Consider the following 24,341-nt stretch of genomic DNA (forward strand, 5'->3'; position numbering starts at 1 on the left):
AGGTGATATCGCCGCTATGGTGAGTCAGGACGGAACCTAGCCACGGGGGGCAGGTATGACCGCGGCCGCGGTGCTGACCACGGCCCTCGCGCAGCGGCGCGAGCGGCCCGGGGCAGACCTGGCCGAGTCCGCTGCGGACCTGGTGGCGGCCGCGACGGCGATGGCCCGGCGGTTCCGCGCGGGCGGCGTCCTGCACGCCTTCGGCGACGACGACGCCGACGCCCGGCACATCGCGGTCGAGTTCGTGCATCCGGTGATCGTCGGCAAGCGCGCCCTGCCCGCGGTGGCCCACCACGCCTCCCGAGCCGCCCACCGACTGCGCCACGCCGCCCCGGTCGACCTGGCCCTGGCCGTATGCGACGCCCCGCCGGTCGGGGAGGCCGACCCGCAACGCGGCGAGGCCTCGGTCGCGGCGACGCTGGCCGCGGCGGGGGAGCGCGGGCTGCTCACGGTGGCGCTGGTGGGGCGGTTCTGGGCGGGGCCGCGGGTGGACCACCTGCTCACCCTGCCCGCCGACGACCCGCTCGTGCTGCGCGAGCTGCAGGTCTCGGCGTACCACCTGCTCTGGGAACTGACCCACGCGCTGCTCGAACACGGCCCGGACGGATCCACGCCATGAGGCACGCCATTCCGGCGGAGCTGCGGGCCGTGGCCGACCTGGCCGGCGGGTCGTGTGTGACCTGCTCCGACACCGCTGTGCCGGCGACCGTGGTGCTGCTGCTGGCGGGCGGGCTGGCCCTGGCCGACGCGGGCGCGGGTCCGGAGGAGATCAGCGTCGCGCTGGTCGCCGCGCGGGTCGGCGACACCGTGCTGGTGCACGCGGGCGAGGCCATCCGGGTGCTGCCGGAGGTGGCCGGGTGAGCAACGCCGCCCCGGCGCACCTGGGCGCCCTGTACCCCTTCCTGTACGCGCAGCCCGCGCCGGCCGTGGACGCGTTCACGGCCGAGCTGGTCGTCTCGACCACGGGCAAACTGCGCGAGGCGGCGGCGCTGCGCGCCCAGGTGCTCACCGAGCAGGGCGAGGCGCTGGCCGCGTGCGCGCGGGCGCTGGCCGTGGCATTGGACACCGGCGGGCGGCTGTTCGCGTTCGGCAACGGCGGCAGCGCGACCGACGCGCAGGCCTGCGCCGATCTGTTCGCGGACCCGCCGGCGGGATACGGCGCGCCGGTGCTGGCGGCGTACGCGCTGAGCGTCGATGTGGCGGTGGTCAGCGCGCTGGCCAACGACGTCGGCGTGGAAGCGGTGTTCGCCCGGCAGGTCGCCGCGCACGCCCGGCCCGGTGACGTCGCCGTGGGCTTCTCCACCAGCGGGAACTCGCCGAACCTGGTCGCCGCGTTCGACCAGGCGCGCCGCTGCGGCATGGTCACCGTCGGGTTCAGCGGGGGCGGCGGGGGACGGCTGGCCGAGCCGGGCGCCGTGGACCACCTTTTCGTCGTGCGGTCGCCGTCGGTGCACCGCATCCAGGAGGCGCAGACCACCGCCTGCCACGTGCTGTGGGAGCTGACCGTGGCGGAGCTGGCCGGTTCCGTATGACACAGGGGGTGTTCGCTGATGACCGCAACACAGGCACAGCCTGCTGACACCGATGAGCAGCCGATCCACATTCTCTGGATCAACGCCGGGCTCAGCTGCGACGGCGACTCGGTCGCGCTGACCGCCGCGACCCAGCCCAGCATCGAGGAGATCGCGCTCGGTGCGCTGCCGGGCCTGCCGAAGATCGCGGTGCACTGGCCGCTGATCGACTTCGAGTGCGGGCCGGACGGCGGCGCGGACGACTTCCTGTCCTGGTTCCACAAGGCCGACCGGGGCGAGCTGGAACCGTTCGTGCTGGTGATCGAAGGCTCCATCCCGAACGAGTCGATCAAGGAAGAGGGCTACTGGGCCGCCTTCGGCACCGACCCGGCGACCGGGCAGCCGATCACCACCAGCGAGTGGCTGGACCGGCTCGCGCCCAAAGCGCTGGCGGTGCTCGCGGTCGGCACCTGCGCCACGTACGGCGGCATCCACGCCATGTCCGGCAACCCGACCGGGGCCATGGGCGTGCCCGACTACCTGGGCTGGGACTGGCGCTCGACGGCGGGCATCCCGATCGTGTGCGTGCCGGGCTGCCCGATCCAGCCGGACAACCTCGCCGAGACCATCACCTACCTGCTCTACCAGGCGGCCGGGCAGGCCCCGATGATCCCGCTGGACGACAAGCTGCGCCCGCAGTGGCTGTTCGGGCAGACCGTGCACGAGGGCTGCGACCGGGGCGGCTACTACGAGCAGGGCCAGTTCGCCACGCACTACGGCACGCCCGAGTGCATCGTGAAGATCGGCTGCTGGGGCCCGGTCGTCAAGTGCAACGTGCCCAAACGCGGCTGGATGAACGGCATCGGCGGCTGCCCGAACGTGGGCGGCATCTGCATCGGCTGCACCATGCCGGGTTTCCCGGACAAGTTCATGCCGTTCATGGACGAGCCGCCCGGCGCGACCGTGTCCTCGGCCGGCAGCGGCGTGTACGGCGCGATGATCCGCCGCCTGCGCAACATCACCGGCAAGACCGTGGACAAGGAGCCCAAGTGGCGGCACCGGGGCACCGAACTCACCACCGGCTACCACCGCTGACCAGCGGCCGTACCAACTCAGAAAGGCGTTGAGGACGAGCATGGCGACGCAGACGGCCGCGGAGGGCCTCGTCGAGATGTCGTGGGATCCGATCACCCGGATCGTCGGCAGCCTCGGCATCTACACCAAGATCGATTGGAAGGCCCGCCGGGTCGTCGAGTGCTACAGCACCTCGTCGGTGTTCCGCGGCTACAGCATCTTCATGAAGGGCAAGGACCCGCGCGACGCCCACTTCATCACCAGCCGGATCTGCGGCATCTGCGGCGACAACCACGCCACCTGCTCGGTCTACAACCAGAACATGGCGTACGGCGTGCAGCCGCCGCACCTGGGCGAGTGGATCGTCAACCTGGGCGAGGCCGCCGAGTACATGTTCGACCACAACATCTTCCAGGAGAACCTGGTCGGGGTCGACTACTGCGAGCGCATGGTCCGCGAGACCAACCCGAGCGTCTGGGAGAAGGCAAAGGTCACCGCGGCCCCGCACGCCGCGCAGCACGGGTACAAGACCATCGCGGAGATCATGACCTCGCTGAACCCGCTGGAAGGGGAGTTCTACCGCGAGGCGCTGCAGGTCAGCCGGTCCACCCGGGAGATGTTCTGCCTGATGGAGGGCAGGCACGTGCACCCGTCCACGCTGTACCCGGGCGGCGTCGGCACGGTTGCCACGGTGCAGCTGTTCACCGACTACCTGTCCCGGCTGATGCGCTACGTCGAGTTCATGAAGCGGGTCGTGCCCATGCACGACGACCTGTTCGACTTCTTCTACGACGCGCTGCCCGGCTACGAGGAGGTCGGCCGGCGGCGGGTGCTGCTGGGCTGCTGGGGCGCGCTGAACGACCCCGACCACTGCGACTTCACCTACGAGCGGATGAGCGAGTGGGGCAAGAAGATGTTCGTCACGCCGGGCATCGTGGTCGACGGCAAGCTCGTCACCAACGACCTGGTCGACATCAACCTCGGCATCCGCATCCTGCTCGGCAGCTCCTACTACGACGACTGGCAGGGCCAGGAGGTCTTCGTCAAACGGGACCCGCTGGGCAACCCGGTCGACGTGCGCCACCCGTGGAACCAGCACACACTGCCCAAGCCGCAGAAGCGCGACTTCGACGGGGCGTACTCCTGGGTCATGTCGCCGCGCTGGTTCGACGGCAGCGACCACCTGGCCCTGGACACCGGCGGCGGCCCGATCGCCCGGCTGTGGTCCACCGCGCTGTCCGGCCTGGTCGACATCGGCTACGTCAAGGCGACCGGGCACAGCGTCGTGATCAACCTGCCGAAGACGCTGACCAGGCCCGAGGCCACCTTCGAGTGGAAGATCCCGAAGTGGAGCAACGCGCTGGAGCGCAACCGCGCCCGCACCTACTTCCAGGCGTACGCGGCCGCCGTCGCGCTGCACGCCTGCGAGAAGGCGCTCGCCGAGGTGCGGGCCGGGCGCACCCAGACCTGGGAGCCGTTCAAGGTGCCCAAGGACGCCAACAGCGTCGGCTTCACCGAGGCCGTGCGCGGCGTGCTGTCGCACCACATGGTCATCCGCGACGGGAAGATCGCCAACTACCACCCGTACCCGCCGACGCCCTGGAACGGCAGCGTGCGCGACCGCTTCGGCACGCCGGGCCCCTACGAGGACGCGGTGCAGAACACCCCGATCTTCGAGGAGAACTCGCAGGAGAACTTCAAGGGCATCGACATCATGCGCGCGGTACGCAGCTTCGACCCGTGCCTGCCCTGCGGCGTGCACATGTACACCGGCAACGGCTCGGTGCTCAAGAAGCTGCACACCCCGCACGCCTTCGCGTCCGGTGCGACATCATGAGCGAGCGGAGCGAGCGAATCATGGGCACAGCTCGGCTCATGACGACGCCGGAGGCGGCGGCATGAGCGATCAGCACATGGACCGGGTGATGGCGCTGGACCCGCACACGGTGGGCGTACGCGTGGAAGGGCTGCTCGGGGAGGTCGAGAGCGCGGGTGGGCAGGCCGCCCGCACCGCCGCCGACGGGGTGGTCCGCGAGTTGCTGCACCTCAACGAGGCCGGGCTGGCCCGGCTGCTCGACGGCCTGGTCACCGTGCCCGGCGTCACCGAGGAGCTGCGCGTGCTGGCCGAGGACGAGCTGGTCGGCGGCCTGCTGGCGCTGTACGGCCTGCACCCGGTGCCGATCGAGGAACGGGTCCTGGTGGCGCTGGACCGGGCCCGCAGGCGGCTCGGCCGCGAGTTCACCCTGGTCGACATCGACGCCGCGGGCACCGCCCGGATCGCGACCGCGGGCGGTTGCGGCAGCGGCTGCGGCAGCACCGGCGAGACGGCCGGCGAGCTGCTCTCCCGGCTGGTGCAGCAGGCCGCGCCCGAGATCGTCGAGGTGGTGCTGGAGGAGGCCCCGGCACCGCAGAAGCTGCTGCAGATCGGCCACCGGCCGAAGGCGCCGACCGGCGCGCCCGCATGACCGCCGGCCTGCGGCGTTATCTGACCGCGCCCGCGCCGCCCGCCATCGTCGCGCAGGCGGCGCCGGAGCGCTGCGAGCTGTGCGCGGCCGTGATTCCGGCCGACCACGACCACCTCGTGGACCTGGCGAACCGGTCGCTGCCCTGCGCCTGCCGGCCATGCCACCTGCTGTTCGCGCCGGACGGGCCGCCCGCGGGGGAGTCCGCGGCAGCGCGCCGGTTCGCGGCGGTGCCGCGCGAGCACACGGCGCTGCCGGACTTCCCGCTGTCCGACCTGGACTGGGCGGCGCTGGACGTGCCGGTGCGGCTGGCGTTCGTCTTCGTCAACAGCACCCTCGGGCAGCCGGTGGCACTCTACCCGAGCCCGGCCGGGGCGGCCGAGTCACAGCTGCCGCCGGAGGTCTGGGCGAAGGTGCTGGCCCGGCATCCGGACACGGCCCAGCTTCCGCCCGACGTGCTGGCGCTGCTGCTGCACCGGTCCCCGGACGGCCCGGAGGCGTACCTGGTGCCGATCGACGTCTGCTACCGCCTGGTCGGCCTGGTCCGGCTGCGCTGGCGCGGCTTCGACGGCGGGCAGGAGGCGTGGGCGGCGATCGACGGCTGGCTCGCCCAGGTCCGGGAGAATGCCGGCACGCCCGTGGGGGCAGGTCATGGCTGAGCTGTCGTTCGCCTGCGTGGACGCGCAGGCGCTGCCGTGGGCCGCCGGGCCGACGCTGCGCTTCCGCCTGCGGATCACCGCCCCGGCGGAGGTCCGCGTGCACGCGCTCGTGCTCAGCTGCCAGCTGCGCATCGATCCGCGTGCCCGGACCTACTCCGAGCCCGAGGCGCAGGGCCTGGACTACGTCTTCGGCGCGCCCGCCCGCTGGGCGACCAGCATGCAGGCGCTGCACTTCGCCACCGTCGGCGTGACCGTGCCCGGGTTCACCGGCGAGACCGAGTTCGACCTGATGGTGCCCTGCACGTACGACCTCGAACCGGGGCTGGGCAAGTATCTGCACGCGCTCGCCGAGGGCACGGTGCCGATGACGTTCCTGTTCAGCGGCACGCTGTTCGAGGCCGGGCCCGGCGGGGTGCAGGTCGGGCGGGTGCCGTGGGACCGGGAGGCGGCGTACGCGCTGCCCGTCGCCGTGTGGCGCGAGCTCATGGACCTGTACTTCCCGGACACGGCCTGGCTGCGGCTGCGCCGCGACACCGTCGACGCGCTGCTGCGCCACCAGGCCCGGCACGCGGTGCCGACGGCCGACGAGGCGCTGTCCGCCCTGCTCGCGGCGAAGGAGGACGGCCTGTGCCCGACAGCGCGCTGAGCGAAGCGTTCGAGCAGGCCCGCGCGGTCGCCGACGCGGTGCTCTACGAGGGCTACCTGCTCTACCCGTACCGTGCCGACGCGGCCAAGAACCAGCTGCGCTGGCAGTTCGGCGTCCTGGTCCCGCCCGCCTACGCCGACGACGCCCTCGGCGAGTACACCTGGTGCCAGACCCAGCTGCTGGCCGAGCCCCGCCCCGACACCCGCCTGCACTGGCGCGTGCGCTTCCTCCAGGCCCAGTCCCGCACCGTCGAGACCGACACCGGCGACGGCTACCACCCCGTGCCCTCCGCCGAGGTCGACGGCACCATTCACCTCCCCTTCGACGAAACCCTCGAACAATCCGCCGACCTCGACCTCGACCTCTCCCTCGCCGACCTGGTCGGCGACCACGTGTACATCTTCGACATCCCCGGTGGTACCGAAACCGAACAGCTGTCCCCATCGGTCCGCCTCCGCCGTGTACGCCACCCCCTGCGCGCCGAACTCCGCCTCCACGCCGAGCCGCTTCCCGGCCCCTACGGCCTGCTCCGCCTCACCGCCACCGTCACCAACCGAACCGAAAGGAAGGGCACCTTCCCATCGCTATCGGTAGAGGAAGGGCACCTTCTTAACGCCTCGCCGGAAGCGGCGCAGGTGGGCGGGCTGGGGCGGCCGGAGGCGCTGCGGCACTCGCTGATCGCGGCGCACAGCGTGTTCGCGCTGACGGCGGGCAACTTCGTGTCGCTGCTCGATCCGCCGGAGTGGGCGAAGGCGGCCGTGCGGGAGTGCCGCAACGTCAGGACGTGGCCGGTCATGCTGGGCCCGGAGGGCAGCCGCGAGGTGATGCTGTCCGCGCCGGTGATCCTGTACGACCACCCGGTGGTCGCGCCGGAGAGCCCCGGCGACATGTACGACGCGCTGGAGATCGACGAGCTGCTGGTGCTGCGTACGCTCACCCTCACCGACGAGGAGAAGCGCCGGGTACGGGCCACCGACCCGCGTGGCGAGGCCCTGCTGGGCCGGGCCGAGACGCTGCCGCCCGAGGTGTTCGAGCGTTTGCACGGGGCGATCCGGCAGCTGCGCCCGGTGCCCGCCGCCGGGCTGCCCGACGTGTTCGCCGCCGACCGCCCCTGGTGGGACCCGGGCGCGGACTCCTCCGTCGATCCGGCGACCGACACCGTCGTCATCGACGGCACGCCGGTCGGCCAGGGCAGCAAGGTGCGTCTGCACCCGGGCGGGCGGCGCAGCGACGCACAGGACATGTTCCTGGTCGACCGGGTCGCCACCGTGCAGGCGGTGCTGCTCGACGTCGACGGCTCGACGCACCTGGCCGTGACCCTCGACGACGACCCCGCCGCCGACCTGCAGGTCCTGCAGGGCCGGTTCCGCTACTTCGCCCCCGAGGAGGTCACGGTGGTGTCCGCATGAGCGAGCATCGCGAGCGAATCACAGGGCTGGGGACTCGTGCCGGCGACGAGCGCAGCGAGGAGCGGGCATGAGCGAGCATCGCGAGCGAAGCACGCGCAAGGTGCTGGTGGCCGGGTTGGGCAACATCTTCCTGGGCGATGACGGCTTCGGCGTCGCGGTGGCGTCGCGGCTGCTGGCCGGGCCGTGCCCGACCTGGCTGCGGGTGGCCGACTACGGCATCCGCGGCGTGCATCTGGCGTACGACCTGATGGCCGGCTACGACGCGACCGTCCTGATCGACGTCGACTGCCGCGGTGACGCCCCGGGCACGGTGCGGCTGCTGGAGGTCAGCGCCGCCGACCGCGCCGCCGGGCGGGCCGACGAGGGCCCGGTGCTGGTCGACCCGCACGGCATGCAGCCGCAGCGGGTGCTTGACCTGCTGGACAGCTGCGGCAGCGCCCCGGGCCGGGTGCTGCTGGTCGGCTGCGAGCCGGCCGACCTGAGCGAGCGTTTGGGGCTGAGCCCGCCGGTCGAGGCCGCCGTGGAGCCCGCCGTGGCGCTGGTACGGCAGTTGTGGGAGCTGGGCCTGGCCGCGCTGACCGACGCGCTGCCGTTGCCGGCGGGGCTGATCGCCGCCGCGCCGGCCGAAGAGGATCGAGAGACAGGAGTACGGGTGTGACGCTCAAGAAGGTGATGGCCGGGCTGGTGCTGGCCGGGGTGACGGCGGTGCTGGTGCGCACGTTCCCGGACATGAAGCGGTACCTCAAGATGCGCAGCATGTGACAGGGGAGGTGTCGTGTCACGGCACGATCGATGGGGCCGGATCGGGGTGTGGAGCGCGGCGTGGACCGAGGCGCTCCGGTCCGGCGGCGAGGCGCTGAGCGGCGAGTTCACCGACGCGGCGGCCGAACTGGACGACCTGGGCTACGGCACGCTCTGGCTGGGCGGGGGACCGGCGGTCACCTACGCGCGCCCGGTGCTGGAGGCGACCTCCCGCATGACGGTGGCCACCGGCATCCTCAGCATCTGGGAGCACGGGCCGGCCGAGGTCGCCGCGCAGCGAGCCGAACTCGAACGCGCCTTTCCGGGCCGGTTCGTCCTCGGCCTCGGGGTGAGCCACAGCCGGCTCACCGAGCACTACGCGCACCCGTACACCGCGATGACGGAGTATCTGTCCGCGCTGGACGCCGCGGCCGAACCGGTGCCGGTGCGCGACCGCGTGCTGGCGGCGCTCGGCCCGCGCATGCTGGCGCTGGCCCGCGACCGGGCCGCGGGCGCGCACCCGTATCTCGTGACGCCCGAGCACACCGCACAGGCCAGGGAGATCCTCGGCATGCAGGCGGTGCTCGCGCCCGAGTTCAAGGCGGTGCTGGACACCGATCCCGAGCGCGCCCGTGCGGCGGCCCGCGGCCACCTGTCCTTCTACCTCCAGCTGCCCAACTACACCAACAACCTGCTGCGGCTGGGTTTCACGGAGGACGACCTGCGCGCGGGCGGCAGTGACCGGCTGCTGGACGCGGTGTTCGCGATGGGGGACGAGACCGCCATCGCCCGCCGCGCGGCCGCCTACCTGGACGCCGGTGCCGACCACCTGGCGGTGCAGGTGGTGACCGCCGAGGCGGGCCTGCCCCGCGAGCAGTGGCGGCTGCTTGCCGCCGCGCTGCCTCTGGAAGCCTGACCGCCGAATGCGTGCGAAGCCTCGGCCGCCGGGAAGTGGCCGCCGGGGCTTCGTTTCCCGAGTGGGGCGACCGGCGTTGGGCATTCGGGAATAAGGAGATAAAATGCACGAAATCGGACTTTGTGAAAGCATCCTCGGCGCGGTCACCCAGCGCGCCGAAGGTCGGCAGGTCAACCGGGTGAAGGTGCGCATCGGCGTACGCCACGGCGTTGCCGAGCCGGCTCTCAAGCAGGGCTTCGCGCTGGTCGCGACCGGCACCACCGCCGACGGCGCGGAGATCGACATGGTGGCCGTGCCCGCGCACGTGTCCTGCTCGGCCTGCGGCCGGGCCGAGCAGTCCATGGACATGCTGCCCGTCTGTGCCTTCTGCGGCAGCGCCGACGTGGTGGTCACCGGGGGCGACGACCTCATCCTCGAGGAGCTCCACCTCGTCGACCTGCGGGCCTGAGCGTATGTGCCTGGGCATTCCCGGCGAGGTCGTCGAGATCATGGCCGACCGACCGGACCTGGCGCAGGTCGACGTCAGCGGCGTACGACGCGCCATCAACATCGGGCTGTTCGAGCCCGGTGAGATCAACGAGGGCGACTGGGTGCTGATCCACGTCGGCTTCGCGCTATCCAAGATCGACGAGGCCGAGGCGACGGCCGCGATGGACTTCCTGAAGAGCCTCGGGGACGCGTACGCCGACGAGCTGACCGCCCTGCGAAGCTCCACCATCGACTGAGCGAGGCGACGATGCGTTTTGTGGACGAGTTCCGCGACGCCGAACAGGCCCGAGCACTGGCGGCCCGGATCGCCGCCCGGTGCGAACCGGGCCGCACGTACAAGTTCATGGAGGTGTGCGGCGGTCACACGCACACCATCTACCAGCACGGCCTGGAGGACTACCTGCCCGAGCAGGTCGAGCTGGTGCACGGGCCGGGCTGCCCGGTCTGCGTCATCCCGATGGGCCGCGTCGACGACGCGATCGCCATCGCGCAGCGCCCCGAGGTCATCCTGACCTCGTTCGGCGACATGATGCGGGTGCCCGGCGGCGACGGCTCCTTCCTGGACGCCAAGGCCGCCGGGGCCGACATCCGCATGGTGTACTCGCCGCTGGACGCGCTGAAGATCGCCCGGCAGCACCCGGACCGGCAGGTCGTGTTCATGGCCATCGGCTTCGAGACGACCGCCCCGTCGACCGCCGTCACGGTGCTGCGGGCCAAGGCGGAGGGGCTGACCAACTTCTCCGTCTTCTGCAACCACGTCACCATCCTCCCGGCGATCAAGGCCATCCTGGACTCGCCCGACCAGCGCCTCGACGGCTTCCTCGGCCCCGGGCACGTGTCCACGGTGATCGGCTGCGAGCCCTACCGGTTCATCGCCGAGCAGTACGGCAAACCGCTGGTCGTCGCCGGGTTCGAGCCACTGGACATCCTGCACTCGATCGACATGCTGCTCGCCCAGCTCGCCGAGGGCCGCTGCGAGATCGAGAACCAGTACAGCCGGGTGGTGCCCTGGGACGGCAACCCGACGGCCCTGAAGGTGCTCGGTGACGTGCTCGAACTGCGCCCGTTCTTCGAGTGGCGCGGCCTGGGCTTCATCTCGCACAGCGCGCTGCGGCTGACCGAGGCGTACGCCGACTTCGACGCCGAGCGCCGCTTCGACGTGCCCGGCGTACGCGTCGCCGACCCGCAGTCCTGCCAGTGCGGCGAGGTGCTCAAGGGTGTGCTCAAGCCGTGGGAGTGCAAGGTTTTCGGCACCGCCTGCACCCCGGAGACCCCGATCGGCACCTGCATGGTGTCGCCCGAGGGCGCCTGCGCGGCGTACTACAACTTCGGCCGGTTCCGCCGCCAGCGGCTGCTGCAGGTGACGGCCCGGTGAGCGGCGAGGTCACCATCGACGGCCCGGTCACCGAGGCGGGCGCGAAGGCGGTCGCCGGCGTCAGCGAGCAGGCCGTCATGGAGCGGGTCGCCCGCGCCCGCCGGGCCCGCGCCCGGGTCCGCGAGGAACGCCTCACCATGGCCCACGGCGCGGGCGGCAAGGCCACGCAGAGCCTGGTCGAGGCCGTGTTCCTGGAGGCGTTCCACAACCCGCAGCTGGCCGCGCTCGACGACGCGGCGGCGCTGACCGTGGGGGGCACCCGGCTGGCCTTCACCACCGACTCGTACGTGGTGTCGCCGCTGTTCTTCCCCGGCGGCGACATCGGCGAGCTGGCCGTCAACGGCACCGTCAACGACCTGGCCGTCGCCGGCGCCCGCCCGCTGTTCCTGTCGGCCGGGTTCATCCTGGAGGAGGGTTTCCCGGTCGCCGACCTGACCCGCATCGTCACCTCGATGGCCGCCGCCGCCAAGGCCGCCGACGTGCGCATCGTCGCCGGGGACACCAAGGTCGTGCAGCGCGGCCAGGCCGACGGCTGCTACATCACCACGGCCGGGGTGGGGCTGCGCGAGCGCGCCCACGACCTCGGCGTCGACCGGGCCCGGCCCGGTGACGTGGTGCTGGTGTCCGGGCCGGTCGGCGACCACGGCATGACCGTCCTCATCGCCCGCGGCGACCTGGACCTGGAGGTGGACCTGCGCTCGGACACCGCGCCGCTGCACGGGGCGACCGCGGCGCTGCTCGACGCGTGCGGGGCGGGCGTGCGCGCCATGCGCGACGCGACCCGGGGCGGCGTCGCCACGGTCCTGAACGAGATCGCCCGCGCCGCCGAGGTGGGCATCGTGGTCGACGAGGAGGCGGTGCCGGTGCGCCCCGGCGTACGCGGCGCGGCCGAGCTGCTCGGCATCGACCCGCTCTACGTCGCCTGCGAGGGCCGCTTCGTGGCGGTGGTCGCCCCGGACGCGGCCGACGCGGCGCTCGCCGCGCTGCGTCGGCACCCGCTGGGCGAGCAGGCCGCCGTCATCGGCCGCGTCGACGACGACCCCGCCCACCTGGTGCTGCTGCGCACCCGTTTCGGCGGCACCCGCATCATGGACCTCCTGGTCGGCGACCCGCTCCCACGCATCTGCTGACACAGCTCGCACCTGCCCGCGCCCGCACCGACGCCGCTGCGTACTCCCGCACCCCTCCTTTTTCATAGACGTTGGCCTATCTAGTCGAGTGCGATCGCGATTTTTTCGATGAGATAGGCCAACGTCTGTGAAAGGGCGGTGGAGCGCGACGTTCGTGGGCGGTGTCGGCGCGGGTGGGAAGGGAAGATCGCCGTTTCCGGTCAGAAGCCTGGGCCCGATCCCAGGTCCTGGCCGGAAACGGCGATCTCCTTTCCGGGAACCGGCCGCCGCGACGGGGAGGAGAGGCCGCGGCGGCCGGAAGGTCTCAGGACAGCATGATCTGCCACTGGCTCCAGAACGCCTGGGCGATCAGCACCACTGTCACCAGCAGCCACAGCGCCGGGCCGACCGCGTGCACGTCCACGGCCAGGTCCACCGCGCCGCGCAGGCGAGCCGGCACCCGCAGGTGCCCGTGGTGCAGGTTGTACAGCGTCGCGTACCAGAACAGCACCACCACCGCGACCCACACCACCATGCAGTACGGGCACAGCGCGCCGATCCGGTACATCGACTGGAACATCAGCCAGAACACGAAGCCCAGCGCGAACGTCGCCCCCGCCTGCAGCCCGAGCCACACGAAGCGCGGCAGCCGCACCCCCGCCAGCACCAGCACACCCAGCGTCACGACGACGGGGAACGTGCCCAGGCCCAGCAGCGGGTTCGGGAAGCCGAACGCCGACGCCTGCTCGGTGATCATCACCGAGCCGCACGACAGCACCGGGTTGATGCTGCACGAGGGCGTGTACGAGGGATCGGTCAGCAGGTGGATCTTCTCCACGGCCAGGGTGAACGCCGCCGCCGTGCCCAGCACGCCGGTGACGGTCAGGATCCAGCCGATGGCGCGGTCGACGGTGGTCCGCCGCGGCGCCAGGTGCTCCTCGACTCCGGCCTGCTCGGCGTGCCCGCGCTGCTCGATCGTGGTCATGCTCACCCCGCCAGCGCCGTGTCGATCGCGGCCTTCAGGTTGTCGTACGTCGCCGCCGGCTCGAACAGCTTGCCGTTGACGAAGAACGTCGGCGTGCCGCGCGCCCCGGCGGCCGCGCCGTCGGCCCGGTCGGTCTCGATCCGGTCCCGCACTTGCTGCGACGCGACGTCCGCGCGGAACTTGGCCATGTCCAGCCCCAGCTCCTGGGCGTAGCCGTCGAACGTCTTCGCGTGGTCGGTCTGCTGACCGCCCCAGGCCTGCTGGGTGGTGAACAGCTTGTTGTACATCGCCTCGAACTTGCCCTGGTTGGCGGCGGCCTCCGCGGCGGCGGCCGCGTTCATCGCGTTGGGGTGCATGTCGAGCGGGAACTCCCGCACCACGTAGGTGATCTTCCCGGCGTACTCCTTGCGCAGCTGCTCGACGGCCGGGTAGGCGCGGCCGCAGGACGGGCACTCGAAGTCGAGGAACTCGACGATGGTCACCTTGCCGTCGGCGGCCGTGGACAGCTGGTGCGAGTCGGCACGGACCGGGTTCGAACCGGCCGCGGCCGGCTCGGAGCCGCCCTTCATGGCGAAGAACACCGCGCCGCCGACGATCAGCGCGACCGCCGCGAGCACGCCGAGGGTGAACTTCAGGTTGGTGCTCATACCGCCGCCGGCCGGCGCCTTGAGATTCTTGCGTCCCTTGCCGCCGGTCTTGTCCGGCCGCCGCGAGGCGGGTCGGGTCGTCGCGGGCATCGCGTCACCTTTCCACAGGAAGATGTGGGGGAATGATGGATCTCCGCTGGTGGGGGCGGCCCAGCTGTCTGGGGACTCTATCCATGACGGCTGGGCGAATCCTGGGAGAACGCAGCGAATCGCCTGTGCCGTGTCGCGCGGATCACGCCGCGGCGGTCACTTCCGCGCGGATCCGGTCCAGCGTCGCCGTCAGCGCGTCGCCGTTCACGCCGAACTGGGTGACCTTCGCGGCGGCCGCCCGTACGGCGTGGGCGAGGCAGTCCTGCCGGGGCAGGCCGTACGCCCGCAGTGACAGGAAGACCCCGGCCAGGATCTCGCCGGCGTGGGTGGTGTCGACCGGCTCCTCCCGCGTCGCGCGCACGCGCGTCAGCTGCCCGTCCTGGCAGTATCCGGCGCCCTCGGGGCCGAACTTCACGACCGCCGGCACCGGCGGGTGCTCGTGCCCGCCGAAGAGCAGGCGCTGCTCCTCCTCGTTCATGAAGATCAGGTCGGCGCCGCGGCACACCTGGCGGCACAGCGCGCCCTCCCGTTCGGCGAAGTGCTCGAACATGTCCACCGAGATGGTGGCGCGCGGCAGGACGCGGCGCAGGTGCACCAGCCAGGCGAGCTGCTGCTCGGGCGGCGCCGTCGCCAGGTGGACGTGCCGGGTGAGCCGGTAGGCCGGCGGGAAGCTGTCCGGTGCGGCTTCGGTGGCGATGCCGAAGTCCACGCTGAAGGTGCGCCGGCCGTCGGGGTGCTGGTCGATGTAGAACCGCGGCGAGCGGCCCCGGGCCACCCGGACGCCGAGCAGGTTCACGCCGAGGCTGCGGATCGGCGCCAGGCTCAGGTCGTCGCCGACGGTCGCCACCACGCCCACCTGCGTGGCATCGAGCACGGCCGCGCCGCGGGCGCAGGCGTACGCGGCTCCGCCGGGCGACACGGCGCTGCCGTGGGGAGTGCGGTCCTCATTCAGGCCGATGTGCCCTACGATCACCAGCTTCATGAGTCAGCCTCTGCAGAACGGCGGAATCGGCTCGCGAAAGGAATGATCGCGTCGCCGGTGGCGACGTCGAATATACGCACGGCATGACATGCCACTCGAATGCCATGCCAGCGCGGATGATCGTCCATCCCGGTGCCGGATGAGCGGCCGAGTACATGAACGACTTTCGTGCGGTCGGTCGTCACTTCCGTCCGCCGAAAGTTGATAGACGTCGTTGCATGCCGGCGGTAACGTGATCGGCACTCAGGGTGCGCATCGCTGCGCGGTATTCCTCTATTGCTCGCACGTCCAGTGGAGACGGCATGGAATTCGCGGTTGCGGTGGCGGGCATCATCGGTGCGCTGGTCGCACTGGTGACGCTCGGGGTGAACGTGAGCCAGTACCGCCTGCAGCGGGGTGCGGTCGCGGCGCCCGGCCGCAAGGTCGAATCGCGTGAGGCGCACAAGATTCTCGACGAGATCGACGAGGATCCGGTGCGCGCGATCGCCGCCGATCACATCTTCATCCAGTCGGACAAATCCGGGGTCGGATACATCGTCACCCAGCCGATAGCCGTGTATCTCGACATGCACACCGCCAGCTGTGTGCCCGCCAAGAGAGCGGTGCTCGCCAGGTCGCTTGCCGACTTCGTCGAAGAGGGCCTCGGCACGGATCTCAAAGGCGTATTGATCGCGACGCCGCGGGAGGGCAACCTGCTCGTCGGATCGAGTGTCGCGGAGCTGCTCGGCTCCGACTTCCTTATGATTCGTACCGGCCGCGCCCCGCGCTTCGGATATCCGATCGAGGGGACGTTCCTTCCCGGTGCGACCGCCGTCATCGCCGACGATCTCTGCATGGAGGGATCGTTCCTGGCGACCTGTGTCAACCATCTGCGGGCCTACGGACTGAACGTGTCGGACGTCTTCTGCCTGTTCGAGCGGATGGACGGGGACGCCCGCGAAGGGCTGGCCGAGGTCGGCGTGGAACTGCACTCCAAGTACCAGATCGACGACGACGAACTGAAGCAGCTGAAAGGTGTCGGACGGCTGCGTCCGGCGGCTCCGGCGGGCCCGCTGCCGTCGCAGGCGGGCGGCGGTCCCGCCCGGCCGGCCGGCAACGACTGACGGCGCGACGTGTCTCCATCAAGAAAGGCTCGCACATGACGTCCATGGATTCCGGGGCTGATCTCCGCTCGCTCGGGGAGAAGGGGTTCCTGTCCGGATTGCTGGGTGACCTTTTCGTCGATCCCCGGCTCATCGGGGGATTCGGGCACGACGCCTCCGTGATCGAGATGGCGGACTCCCCGTTCGACCTCATCCAGAAGATCGACCGCGCGTCCCGTCCGGTCGCGCTCTCCCTCGGCCTGGCCGGCTACGAGACCTGGGGAAGGATGGCCGTCACGGCCAACTGCAGCGACATCCTGGCCTCCGGCGGCCGCCCGCTGTCCGTCATGATCGCGATCATGGTCCCGGGCGAGGAGACCGCGGCGAACGTCAGGGACATCGTCTTCGGGGCCGCCGCGGAATGCCGCCGCAACGGGGTTGTGTTCGCCGGCGGCGACACGAAGGAGGCCGCCGACGCGCACGTCGTCGGCACGGCGGTCGGCACCGTGGCCGCCGACCGCTTCCTGCCGCGCAACACGGCGCAGCCGGGCGACCGGATCTTCTGCGCCGGCCGGGTCGGCGGGTTCGCGGGCTCCTACTTCATGATCCGTGACGTCTTCCAGGGCCGACCCGTCCCGGAGGCCGAGGGTTACATCGAGTACCTGAGCACGCCCACGGCGCAGTGGCGCTCCGCCGGTGCGGTGAACGCGGGCGGTTACGCCCGGTGCGGCATGGACGCCAGTGACGGCCTGCTGGACGTGCTGCAGACGTTCGTGGCGGCGGGCGTGCGGGTCGAGATCGACCTGGAGGCTGTGCCGTACCACCCCTATGCCGTCGAGTGCGCGAAAGCCACCTCGATCCCGCTGACCCAGCTGATGTTCGGCGGCGGTGACTGGAACATCCTCTACTGCGTGCCCGGCTCGCGCGCCGACGAACTCGCCCGGGTGGCCGAGGCCGAAGGCCTGCCGCTGTACGCCATCGGCCGGGTCGTCGAGGGCGACGGCGTCGTGGCGGTCGACCGCGACGGCGCGGAGTTCGCCATTCGCGGGGTGGTCAACGAGCACTTCAAGAACCGCATCGAGGACGCCGGCAGCTTCATGGATCACATCGAGAAGGACAACTTCCTTGTATGAGTGAGTTCGTGGTCAACCTCCATGTCACCGAGCGGTGCAACTACGGCTGCACCTTCTGCTTCGGCAAGTGGGGGCTGGGCGCGACCAGAACGGAGATCTTCGATGACGCGGCCGTGGGGGAGGCCGTCGTCCGGGACCTGTTCGACCACTTCGGCGGCGGGCCGGACGGGATCCGGTTCAACTTCGTCGGCGGCGAGCCGGCCCTGCTCAAACGGCTGCCCGAGCTGGTGGCGGTCTGCCGGGAGCTCGGCGCCCAGGTCTCGTACGTCAGCAACGGCCTGATGCTGCGGCGGTTCGACGTCGCGTGGACCGCCGCCAACGTCGACCTCGTGGGCATCAGCGTCGACTCGCTCGTGGACGAGACCAACCAGCGCATCGGCCGGCTGGACCGGCACCGGGGCATGCTGGACCCGGCGTTCCTGTACGGCTACGTGTCGCGCCTGCGGGAGGCCGCCGGCACCCGGATCAAACTCAACACGGTCGTCTGCGCGGCCAACCACCAGGAGGACCTCTCGCCGCTCATCGAGGCCGTGCGGCCGGAGCGGTGGAAGATCTTCCAGGTGCTTCCGGTGTACGGCGACCGCGAGGCCGTCACCGCCGCCCAGTTCGGCGCGTTCCTGGATCGCCACCGGCACTTTGACAAGGTCATCGTCAGCGAGGACAACGACGAGATGACCGGCTCGTACGTCATGGTCGACCCCCTGGGCCGGTTCTTCTGGCACGTCGAGGGCGAGCGGGGCTACCGCTACTCCCGGCCGATATCCGAGGTCGGGGTCGGCGAGGCCTTCGCCGCGGCCGGCATCTCCTGGGACAAGTACGAACGTCGTTACCGTCCGGAGCAATGACAGGTCGGGTATCGTGTGCGCCCATGCCTAGAACGGTCGGCGTACGCGCCACGGTGCGTGACATCGCCGAGGAGACGGGCCTGTCCATCGCGACGGTGTCCCGGGTGCTCAACGGGGCGCCCAACGTCGCGCCGCACACGCGTGACCTGGTGCTGAAGGCCGTGCACCGGCGCGGGGACAGGGCCCCGCTGCGCCGCGGCGAGCTGCCCCCGGCCTCCGGCGCCGTCTACGTGCGCTGCCCATACGTGCTCACCGACTACTTCGGGCTGATCGTCAGCTCGATCGCGGAGACCATCGAGCTGCACGGGCGGCAGATGGTGCTCAACGCGGGCGAGGCCGCGCAGCCGTCCCCGGTGCTGTCGACGCTGGCCGACCGGCCGGACGTGGCCGGGGCGATCCTGATCCTGCCGCCCGAGTCGCCCGACGACCTGGTGCGGCTGCGCGACCAGCAGTTCCCGTTTGTGGTGATCGACCCGCGCACGCTCGCCCCGAAGGACATCGTGACCGTGTCCGCGGCGCACTTCGCCGGGGCGCGGCGGCTGATGTCGCACCTGGTGGAGCTGGGCCACCGCCGGGTCGGCATCATCGGCGGCCCGCCGGAGTGGCTGGCCAACGACGCCCGCATGGCGGGATACGTCGCGCCGCTGGCCGACGCCGGGGTGCTGCCCACTGCCGAGCTGGTGCGCCACGTCAACGAGCCGAACACCGACAACGGCTACCGGGCGGCGGGGGAGCTGCTGGACCTGCCGGACCGGCCGACGGCGCTGGTGGCGTTCAACGACAAGATGGCCGTCGGTGCGCTGGCCGCGGCGCATGAACGCGGGTTGCGGGTGCCGCAGGACCTGTCGATCGCGGGCTTCGACGACATCGACGTGAGTCGGGCGACGACGCCGATGCTGACCACGGTGCGCCAGCCGCTGCAGGAGATGGGCCGGATGGCGGTGACGATGCTGATGCGCCTGCTGGACCGGCACACCCTGGAGGCCGTGCACGTCTCGCTCGGCACCGAGCTGGTCATCCGCGACTCGACGGCGGCCGCGCCGCCCCGCTGACGCGTCGAACGTTATAGGAAGGATGCCTTCCTTTTCTCCGCAGGCAGCGGCAGTTTCATTTTGTTTCAGCTAAACAGGGCTGGATACTGCTGTCTTTCTCGGACATTCCAGAGTCTTGACACGCCCGAATGCCTTATGTTTCAGTGCTGTCAACAGGACGTCAATCATTCTGTTACATCGGTTACATCGACGCTCCTGCGTAACAGGAACAGCCCGGGCCGGGTCGGCGGCAGCCCCACCGCCGCCCGGTCCTCCACCGCCCCACGCGAGGAGTCGCGACGCGCCACCTCTCACGCGGCGCGCCCGGCGAACCCCGCGCCCCTGTCCTGTCATGGCTCGCCATGGCTTCGTCGAAAGGAGGGTCCCGCGTGTTCCGTCCCCGGTCAGGCTGGACCACCACCATCGCGGTCACCGCCACGGCGGCGACCGCGTTCCTGGTGACCGGTTCGGTGATCGCCCCCTCGGCCTACGCGGCCGGCGAGAGCGTCAGCGTCTGGCTCACCACCACGTCCGACTCCGGTGGCCGCACGGTCACCCGCGGCCTGCAGCAGCAGGGCAACATCGCCTTCGGCCCCGCCGGCGGCAGCGCCAACCACACCATCACCGTCAACGAGGGCACCACCTACCAGCAGTTCGAGGGCGGCGGCGCGTCCATCACCGACACCACGGCCTACCTGCTGCGCGGCGGCCCGATCAGCGCGGCCACCCGCGACCAGGTGATGAGCAAGCTGTTCTCGCCGACCGACGGCATCGGCCTGTCGTTCGTGCGCAACCCGATCGGCGCGTCCGACCTGTCCCGGCCCGGCAACATCTCGCTCGACGACACCTGCTGCAACCTCAACGACTTCGGCAGCAACGGCTACGACACCAACGTCCGGCTCCTCACCCAGCAGGCCAAGAACCTCAACCCGGCCCTGCGGGTCAAGGGCGTGCCGTGGAGCGCGCCGGGCTGGATGAAGGACAACGGCCGGATGGACCAGATGGGCTGGCTCAAGGCCGAGTACTACCCGATGTACGCCCAGTACCTGGTCAAGTACATCCAGAGCTACCAGGCCATCGGCGTGCCGGTGAACTACATCTCCGTGCAGAACGAGCCCAACTGCTGCCAGTCGGGCAACCCGACCGCGATGAACTACCCGGGCATGAGCTGGAACACCTCCGGCCTGACCGAGTTCACCAAGAACCACGTCTACCCGGCGTTCCGGGCCGCGGGCATCACCACCAAGGTGCTCATCCACGACTGGAACTACGGCGACTACGCCAGTATGAGCGCGGGCACCCTGGCCGACACGGGCATCCGCAACGACCCGCTGTTCGGCGGCATCGCCTGGCACGGCTACTTCGGCGACCCCTCGGTCGGCACCCAGGTGCACAACCAGTACCCGTCGGTCAAGCAGTTCAGCACCGAGCACTCGGGCGGCACCTGGATCGGCAACCAGCACAACGAGGACATGGCCGACATCGTCAACTACGCCCGCAACTGGAGCGGCAGCCTGGTCAAGTGGAGCCTGGCGCTCAACCAGTTCATGGGCCCGCACAACGGCGGCTGCGACGTCTGCACCGGCCTGATCACCGTGCAGGAGGGCGGCTCCCGGGCCGGCCAGGTCGACTACACCATCGAGTACTACACCACCGGCCACCTGACCAAGTTCGTCAAGCCCGGCGCCTTCCGCATCGACTCGACGGCCAACGGCACCATCCAGAACGTCGCGTGGAAGAACCCGGACGGGTCCAAGGCCCTGATCGCGCACAACGGCGGCACCTCGTCGCAATCGGTGCGGGTCAACTGGGGCAACCAGTCCTTCGTGTACACCCTGCCGGCGCGGACCACCGCGACGTTCACCTGGTCGGGCACCCCGGGCAGCAACCCCGGCGGCGGCACCGGCCCGATCACGGGGCTGGCCGGCAAGTGCATCGACGTGGCCGGGGCGGCGACCGCCAACGGCACCGCGATCCAGCTCTACACCTGCAACGGCACCGGCGCGCAGTCCTGGACCCGCGATTCCAGCGGTCGGCTCAGCTCGCTCGGCAAGTGCCTCGACATCGTCGGCCCCAACGCCGCCAACGGCACGCTGACCCATCTGTGGGACTGCCACACCGGCACCTCCCAGAAGTGGACCTACAACAGCTCGACGCAGCAGTTCGTCAACCAGTTCTCCGGCACCTGCCTGGACGTGAAGGACAACAGCTCCGCCGACGGCGCGCGGCTGCAGATCTGGTCCTGCACCACCGGCGCGAACCAGAAGTGGACGTTCTCATGAGGCGGCGGCTGATCATCACGACGCTGACCGCGTCCCTGCTCGCCGGAGTCGGCGCGGCGGCAGTGGTCGTGCTCGGCAGCACCACGGCGCAGGCCGCGGTGACCTCCGGGACCACGTACACGGTGGTCAACAAGGCCAACGGCAAGTGCGTCGACGCGCGGGCCGCGGCCAGTGCCAACGGCACCGCGGTGCAGCAGTACGCCTGCAACGGCACCGCCGCGCAGCAGTGGCGCTTTGACGCCACCAGCGGCGGCTACTTCAAGGTCGGCACCGCGCCGGCCGTCAACCAGGTCTGGGACGTCTCCAACGTCTCGACCGCCGACAACGCCGCGATCCACCTGTGGCTCTACGGCGGCGGCAACAACCAGCAGTGGCAGGCGGTGCAGGAGGCCGACGGGGCATACCACTTCGTCAGCCGGCACAGCGGCAAGTGCCTGGACGTGCCCGCCGCCTCGACCGCCGACAGCGTGCAGCTGGTGCAGTACACCTGCAACGGAACGGGAGCGCAGTCATTCTTCCTCAACCCGGTCGGCGGCCCGCAGCCCTCGCCCAGCACCGTGCCGCCTAACCCGAACAACCCCGACCTCGGCCCGAACGTGCGGATCTTCGACCCGTCGATGTCGGCCTCGACCATCCAGTCCCAGCTGAACAGCGTGTTCTCGGGGCAGGAGACGAACCAGTTCGGCACCCAGCGCTACGCCCTGATGTTCAAACCGGGCAGCTACAACGTCAACGTCAACGTCGGCTTCTACACCCAGGTCCTGGGTCTGGGCTTCTCGCCGGACGCGGTGAACATCAACGGGTCGGTGCACGTGGAAGCCGACTGGTTCCCGCCGAACAACGCGACCCAGAACTTCTGGCGCGGGGCGGAGAACCTGTCGGTGACCCCGAACGGCGGCACCGACCGCTGGGCCGTGTCGCAGGCCGCACCGTACCGGCGCATGCACGTGCGCGGCAACCTGCTGCTCGACGACGGCGGCTGGGCCAGCGGCGGCTGGTTCTCCGACGTCAAGATCGACGGCCAGGTGAACTCGGGCAGCCAGCAGCAGTGGATCTCGCGCAACTCGCAGTTCGGCAGCTGGGCCGGGTCCAACTGGAACATGGTGTTCGTCGGCACGCAGGGCGCCCCGGGCAACACGTTCCCGAGCCCGCCCTACACCAACGTTGGCGCGACCCCGGTCGTGCGGGAGAAGCCTTTCCTGTACGTCGACAGCGCGGGCGCGTACCAGGTGTTCGTGCCCGGCCTGCGCAGCAACAGCACCGGCACCACCTGGGCGTCCGGCACTCCGGCGGGCACCTCCCTGCCGATCAGCCAGTTCCACATCGTGAAGGCCGGCGCGACCGCGGCCTCCATCAACGCGGCCCTGGCGGCCGGGCAGAACCTGCTGTTCACGCCCGGGGTGTACCACGTCAACGACACCATCCGGATCACCCGGCCCGACACCGTGGTGCTGGGCCTTGGCCTGGCCACCATCATCCCGGACAACGGGGTCATGGCGATGTCGGTCGCCGACGTGGACGGCGTCAAACTCGCGGGCATCCTCATCGACGCCGGCAGCACCAACTCGGCCACGCTGATGCAGGTCGGCCCGGCCGGTTCCAGCGCCAACCACGCGGCCAACCCGACCTCGCTGCACGACGTGTTCTTCCGCATCGGCGGCGCGGGCGTCGGCAAGGCCACCACCAGCCTGGTCATCAACAGCCACAACGTGATCGGCGACCACACCTGGATCTGGCGCGCCGACCACGGCTCCGGCGTCGGATGGAACACCAACACCGCCGACACCGGCCTGGTCGTCAACGGCAACAACATCACGTTCTACGGCCTGTTCGTCGAGCACTACCAGAAGTACCAGGTGATCTGGAACGGCAACGGCGGCCGGACGTACTTCTTCCAGAACGAGCTGCCCTACGACCCGCCGAACCAGGCGAGCTGGATGAACGGCTCCACCCGCGGCTACGCGGCGTACAAGGTGGCCAACACGGTCACCAGCCACGAAGCCTGGGGCCTGGGCAGCTACTGCTACTTCAACGTCAACCCGGCCGTGGTGGCCGAGCGGGCGTTCGAGGTGCCCACCTCGGGCACGAGTTTCCACAACATGGTGACCGTCTCGCTCGGCGGCACCGGAACCATCAACCGCGTCATCAACAACACCGGCGGGACGGCCAACTCCGGCAACAACGTCGTCAACCTCGTCAGCGGCCCGTAAGGCCGAAGGCGAACGTCACCTCCCGGCCGTCCGGCGATGCCCGGACGGCCGGACTGACAGGCAAATCAGTACCACCCACATATCCGAGCTCTGGAGGAAGTCCATGAGTGCAGCAACACCCGGCGTCCGTCGCCGTCTTCTCACGATCGCGGGCCCGCTGCTCGCGACCGCGCTCGTGCTCGGCACCGCGGCCTGCGGTGGCAGTGACGATCCGGCGAAGCCGGGTGGCAAGGTCAAGCTGACGATCGCGACGTTCGGCGAGTTCGGTTACAAGGACTTGTACAAGGAGTACATGGCCGCGAACCCGAACGTGGAGATCGTGGAGCGGATCACCAAGGCCGAGGACCACCACAAGAACCTCGCCGCGCACCTGGCGACCAACACCGGTGCCGCGGACATCGAGGCGATCGAGGAGGGCTGGGCGGGTCAGTTCACGGCCAACCCGGGCAAGTTCTACAACTGGACCGACTACGGCGCGAACGACATCAAGTCGCAGTGGCCGGCGTGGAAGTGGCAGCAGGGTTCCTCGGCCAAGGGTGAGGTCGTCGGTCTGGGCACGGATGTCGGCGGTATGGCGATGTGCTACCGGCGGGACCTGTTCGAGAAGGCGGGTCTGCCGACCGACCGCGAGGCCGTCAGCGCGTTGTGGCCGACGTGGGAGAA

The 24,341-nt window shown here is 70.5% G+C and carries 25 protein-coding genes; 22 read left to right on the top strand and 3 right to left on the bottom strand.

Annotated features, from left to right (window positions below):
- The first annotated feature begins 55 nt into the window (after positions 1-55).
- The 15 genes from AB0B66_RS31565 (at position 56) to hypE (ending at position 12,412) form a co-directional block, all read left to right on the top strand.
- Positions 56-619, top strand: a complete 564-nt coding sequence (locus AB0B66_RS31565) for a hypothetical protein (RefSeq protein WP_360536834.1) — start codon at positions 56-58, stop codon at positions 617-619.
- Complete coding sequence (locus AB0B66_RS31570) at positions 616-861, top strand: HypC/HybG/HupF family hydrogenase formation chaperone (RefSeq protein ID WP_360536836.1); 246 nt, start codon at positions 616-618, stop codon at positions 859-861. Before AB0B66_RS31565 ends, AB0B66_RS31570 begins: the two co-directional genes overlap by 4 nt.
- Entirely contained in the window at positions 858-1,532 is a 675-nt protein-coding gene (locus AB0B66_RS31575; RefSeq protein WP_360536838.1) for an SIS domain-containing protein, read from the top strand. Before AB0B66_RS31570 ends, AB0B66_RS31575 begins: the two co-directional genes overlap by 4 nt.
- Positions 1,533-1,550: 18 nt before the next feature.
- Positions 1,551-2,606: a hydrogenase expression protein HypE gene (locus AB0B66_RS31580; RefSeq protein ID WP_360536840.1), complete on the top strand. Its 1,056-nt coding sequence runs from the start codon at positions 1,551-1,553 to the stop codon at positions 2,604-2,606.
- A gap of 40 nt (positions 2,607-2,646) precedes the next feature.
- Complete coding sequence (locus AB0B66_RS31585; RefSeq protein WP_360536842.1) at positions 2,647-4,422, top strand: nickel-dependent hydrogenase large subunit; 1,776 nt, start codon at positions 2,647-2,649, stop codon at positions 4,420-4,422.
- 61 nt (positions 4,423-4,483) lie between these two features.
- Positions 4,484-5,050 (top strand): hypothetical protein, encoded by a 567-nt coding sequence (locus tag AB0B66_RS31590; protein ID WP_360536844.1) that lies wholly within the window; start codon positions 4,484-4,486, stop codon positions 5,048-5,050.
- Positions 5,047-5,706: a DUF5947 family protein gene (locus tag AB0B66_RS31595; RefSeq protein ID WP_360536846.1), complete on the top strand. Its 660-nt coding sequence runs from the start codon at positions 5,047-5,049 to the stop codon at positions 5,704-5,706. Before AB0B66_RS31590 ends, AB0B66_RS31595 begins: the two co-directional genes overlap by 4 nt.
- Entirely contained in the window at positions 5,699-6,352 is a 654-nt protein-coding gene (locus tag AB0B66_RS31600; RefSeq protein WP_360536848.1) for a DUF6084 family protein, read from the top strand. Before AB0B66_RS31595 ends, AB0B66_RS31600 begins: the two co-directional genes overlap by 8 nt.
- Positions 6,334-7,761 carry a hypothetical protein gene (locus AB0B66_RS31605; RefSeq protein WP_360536850.1) on the top strand — a complete coding sequence of 476 codons (1,428 nt, stop codon included), beginning with the start codon at positions 6,334-6,336 and terminating at the stop codon, positions 7,759-7,761. Before AB0B66_RS31600 ends, AB0B66_RS31605 begins: the two co-directional genes overlap by 19 nt.
- 67 nt (positions 7,762-7,828) lie before the next feature.
- Positions 7,829-8,419, top strand: coding sequence for a hydrogenase maturation protease (locus AB0B66_RS31610; RefSeq protein ID WP_360536852.1), 591 nt, complete (start codon positions 7,829-7,831; stop codon positions 8,417-8,419).
- A 117-nt stretch (positions 8,420-8,536) separates the two neighbouring features.
- Complete coding sequence (locus AB0B66_RS31615; RefSeq protein ID WP_360536854.1) at positions 8,537-9,418, top strand: LLM class F420-dependent oxidoreductase; 882 nt, start codon at positions 8,537-8,539, stop codon at positions 9,416-9,418.
- A 103-nt stretch (positions 9,419-9,521) separates the two neighbouring features.
- Entirely contained in the window at positions 9,522-9,866 is a 345-nt protein-coding gene (locus tag AB0B66_RS31620; RefSeq protein WP_170212936.1) for a hydrogenase maturation nickel metallochaperone HypA, read from the top strand.
- Between the two features lie 4 nt (positions 9,867-9,870).
- Positions 9,871-10,143: a HypC/HybG/HupF family hydrogenase formation chaperone gene (locus tag AB0B66_RS31625; RefSeq protein WP_203699236.1), complete on the top strand. Its 273-nt coding sequence runs from the start codon at positions 9,871-9,873 to the stop codon at positions 10,141-10,143.
- A gap of 11 nt (positions 10,144-10,154) precedes the next feature.
- Positions 10,155-11,282, top strand: coding sequence for a hydrogenase formation protein HypD (hypD, locus tag AB0B66_RS31630; RefSeq protein WP_360536857.1), 1,128 nt, complete (start codon positions 10,155-10,157; stop codon positions 11,280-11,282).
- Positions 11,279-12,412 (top strand): hydrogenase expression/formation protein HypE, encoded by a 1,134-nt coding sequence (hypE, locus tag AB0B66_RS31635; RefSeq protein ID WP_360536859.1) that lies wholly within the window; start codon positions 11,279-11,281, stop codon positions 12,410-12,412. The genes hypD and hypE overlap by 4 nt, the downstream gene beginning before the upstream one ends.
- Before the next feature lie 304 nt (positions 12,413-12,716).
- Here the strand turns inward: hypE and AB0B66_RS31640 are convergent, their stop codons facing one another.
- The 3 genes from AB0B66_RS31640 to AB0B66_RS31650 all read right to left on the bottom strand — a co-directional run bounded on the left by AB0B66_RS31640 (position 12,717) and on the right by AB0B66_RS31650 (position 15,095).
- Positions 12,717-13,376 (bottom strand): vitamin K epoxide reductase family protein, encoded by a 660-nt coding sequence (locus AB0B66_RS31640; RefSeq protein ID WP_360536861.1) that lies wholly within the window; start codon positions 13,374-13,376, stop codon positions 12,717-12,719.
- 2 nt (positions 13,377-13,378) lie between these two features.
- Positions 13,379-14,113, bottom strand: coding sequence for a thioredoxin domain-containing protein (locus AB0B66_RS31645; RefSeq protein WP_360536863.1), 735 nt, complete (start codon positions 14,111-14,113; stop codon positions 13,379-13,381).
- A 142-nt stretch (positions 14,114-14,255) separates the two neighbouring features.
- Positions 14,256-15,095 carry a PfkB family carbohydrate kinase gene (locus AB0B66_RS31650; RefSeq protein WP_360536865.1) on the bottom strand — a complete coding sequence of 280 codons (840 nt, stop codon included), beginning with the start codon at positions 15,093-15,095 and terminating at the stop codon, positions 14,256-14,258.
- Between the two features lie 302 nt (positions 15,096-15,397).
- Here AB0B66_RS31650 and AB0B66_RS31655 point away from each other — a divergent pair, with 302 nt between their 5' ends.
- The 7 genes from AB0B66_RS31655 to AB0B66_RS31685 all read left to right on the top strand — a co-directional run.
- Positions 15,398-16,198, top strand: a complete 801-nt coding sequence (locus AB0B66_RS31655; protein ID WP_360536867.1) for a hypothetical protein — start codon at positions 15,398-15,400, stop codon at positions 16,196-16,198.
- Positions 16,199-16,233: 35 nt separating this feature from the next.
- Positions 16,234-17,310, top strand: coding sequence for a thiamine-phosphate kinase (locus AB0B66_RS31660; RefSeq protein WP_360536869.1), 1,077 nt, complete (start codon positions 16,234-16,236; stop codon positions 17,308-17,310).
- Positions 17,307-18,155: a viperin family antiviral radical SAM protein gene (locus AB0B66_RS31665; RefSeq protein ID WP_360536871.1), complete on the top strand. Its 849-nt coding sequence runs from the start codon at positions 17,307-17,309 to the stop codon at positions 18,153-18,155. The genes AB0B66_RS31660 and AB0B66_RS31665 overlap by 4 nt, the downstream gene beginning before the upstream one ends.
- A gap of 23 nt (positions 18,156-18,178) precedes the next feature.
- The gene (locus tag AB0B66_RS31670) at positions 18,179-19,207 is read left to right on the top strand and encodes a LacI family DNA-binding transcriptional regulator (protein ID WP_360536872.1); all 1,029 of its coding nucleotides are present in this window, start codon (positions 18,179-18,181) and stop codon (positions 19,205-19,207) included.
- A gap of 368 nt (positions 19,208-19,575) precedes the next feature.
- Positions 19,576-21,468: a ricin-type beta-trefoil lectin domain protein gene (locus AB0B66_RS31675; RefSeq protein WP_360536874.1), complete on the top strand. Its 1,893-nt coding sequence runs from the start codon at positions 19,576-19,578 to the stop codon at positions 21,466-21,468.
- Positions 21,465-23,678 carry an RICIN domain-containing protein gene (locus AB0B66_RS31680; protein WP_360536876.1) on the top strand — a complete coding sequence of 738 codons (2,214 nt, stop codon included), beginning with the start codon at positions 21,465-21,467 and terminating at the stop codon, positions 23,676-23,678. Before AB0B66_RS31675 ends, AB0B66_RS31680 begins: the two co-directional genes overlap by 4 nt.
- Positions 23,679-23,781: 103 nt before the next feature.
- Positions 23,782-24,341 (top strand): extracellular solute-binding protein (locus tag AB0B66_RS31685; protein WP_360536878.1); only part of this gene is annotated, 560 nt, incomplete at its 3' end.

This window comes from Catellatospora sp. NPDC049111 (genome assembly GCF_040648615.1).
Taxonomy (GTDB): Bacteria; Actinomycetota; Actinomycetes; order Mycobacteriales; family Micromonosporaceae; genus Catellatospora; species Catellatospora aurea.

Excerpts from the sequence above, each read along its gene's own strand:
- AB0B66_RS31565 (WP_360536834.1), top strand. The coding sequence starts at position 56 with ATGACCGCGGCCGCGGTGCTGACCACGGCCCTCGCGCAGCGGCGCGAG.
- AB0B66_RS31570 (WP_360536836.1), top strand. The coding sequence starts at position 616 with ATGAGGCACGCCATTCCGGCGGAGCTGCGGGCCGTGGCCGACCTGGCC.
- AB0B66_RS31580 (WP_360536840.1), top strand. The coding sequence starts at position 1,551 with ATGACCGCAACACAGGCACAGCCTGCTGACACCGATGAGCAGCCGATC.
- AB0B66_RS31585 (WP_360536842.1), top strand. The coding sequence starts at position 2,647 with ATGGCGACGCAGACGGCCGCGGAGGGCCTCGTCGAGATGTCGTGGGAT.
- AB0B66_RS31590 (WP_360536844.1), top strand. The coding sequence starts at position 4,484 with ATGAGCGATCAGCACATGGACCGGGTGATGGCGCTGGACCCGCACACG.
- AB0B66_RS31595 (WP_360536846.1), top strand. The coding sequence starts at position 5,047 with ATGACCGCCGGCCTGCGGCGTTATCTGACCGCGCCCGCGCCGCCCGCC.
- AB0B66_RS31600 (WP_360536848.1), top strand. The coding sequence starts at position 5,699 with ATGGCTGAGCTGTCGTTCGCCTGCGTGGACGCGCAGGCGCTGCCGTGG.
- AB0B66_RS31610 (WP_360536852.1), top strand. The coding sequence starts at position 7,829 with ATGAGCGAGCATCGCGAGCGAAGCACGCGCAAGGTGCTGGTGGCCGGG.
- AB0B66_RS31620 (WP_170212936.1), top strand. The coding sequence starts at position 9,522 with ATGCACGAAATCGGACTTTGTGAAAGCATCCTCGGCGCGGTCACCCAG.
- AB0B66_RS31625 (WP_203699236.1), top strand. The coding sequence starts at position 9,871 with ATGTGCCTGGGCATTCCCGGCGAGGTCGTCGAGATCATGGCCGACCGA.
- hypD (WP_360536857.1), top strand. The coding sequence starts at position 10,155 with ATGCGTTTTGTGGACGAGTTCCGCGACGCCGAACAGGCCCGAGCACTG.
- AB0B66_RS31640 (WP_360536861.1), bottom strand. The coding sequence starts at position 13,376 with ATGACCACGATCGAGCAGCGCGGGCACGCCGAGCAGGCCGGAGTCGAG.
- AB0B66_RS31645 (WP_360536863.1), bottom strand. The coding sequence starts at position 14,113 with ATGCCCGCGACGACCCGACCCGCCTCGCGGCGGCCGGACAAGACCGGC.
- AB0B66_RS31650 (WP_360536865.1), bottom strand. The coding sequence starts at position 15,095 with ATGAAGCTGGTGATCGTAGGGCACATCGGCCTGAATGAGGACCGCACT.
- AB0B66_RS31655 (WP_360536867.1), top strand. The coding sequence starts at position 15,398 with ATGGAATTCGCGGTTGCGGTGGCGGGCATCATCGGTGCGCTGGTCGCA.
- AB0B66_RS31660 (WP_360536869.1), top strand. The coding sequence starts at position 16,234 with ATGACGTCCATGGATTCCGGGGCTGATCTCCGCTCGCTCGGGGAGAAG.
- AB0B66_RS31665 (WP_360536871.1), top strand. The coding sequence starts at position 17,307 with ATGAGTGAGTTCGTGGTCAACCTCCATGTCACCGAGCGGTGCAACTAC.
- AB0B66_RS31670 (WP_360536872.1), top strand. The coding sequence starts at position 18,179 with ATGCCTAGAACGGTCGGCGTACGCGCCACGGTGCGTGACATCGCCGAG.
- AB0B66_RS31680 (WP_360536876.1), top strand. The coding sequence starts at position 21,465 with ATGAGGCGGCGGCTGATCATCACGACGCTGACCGCGTCCCTGCTCGCC.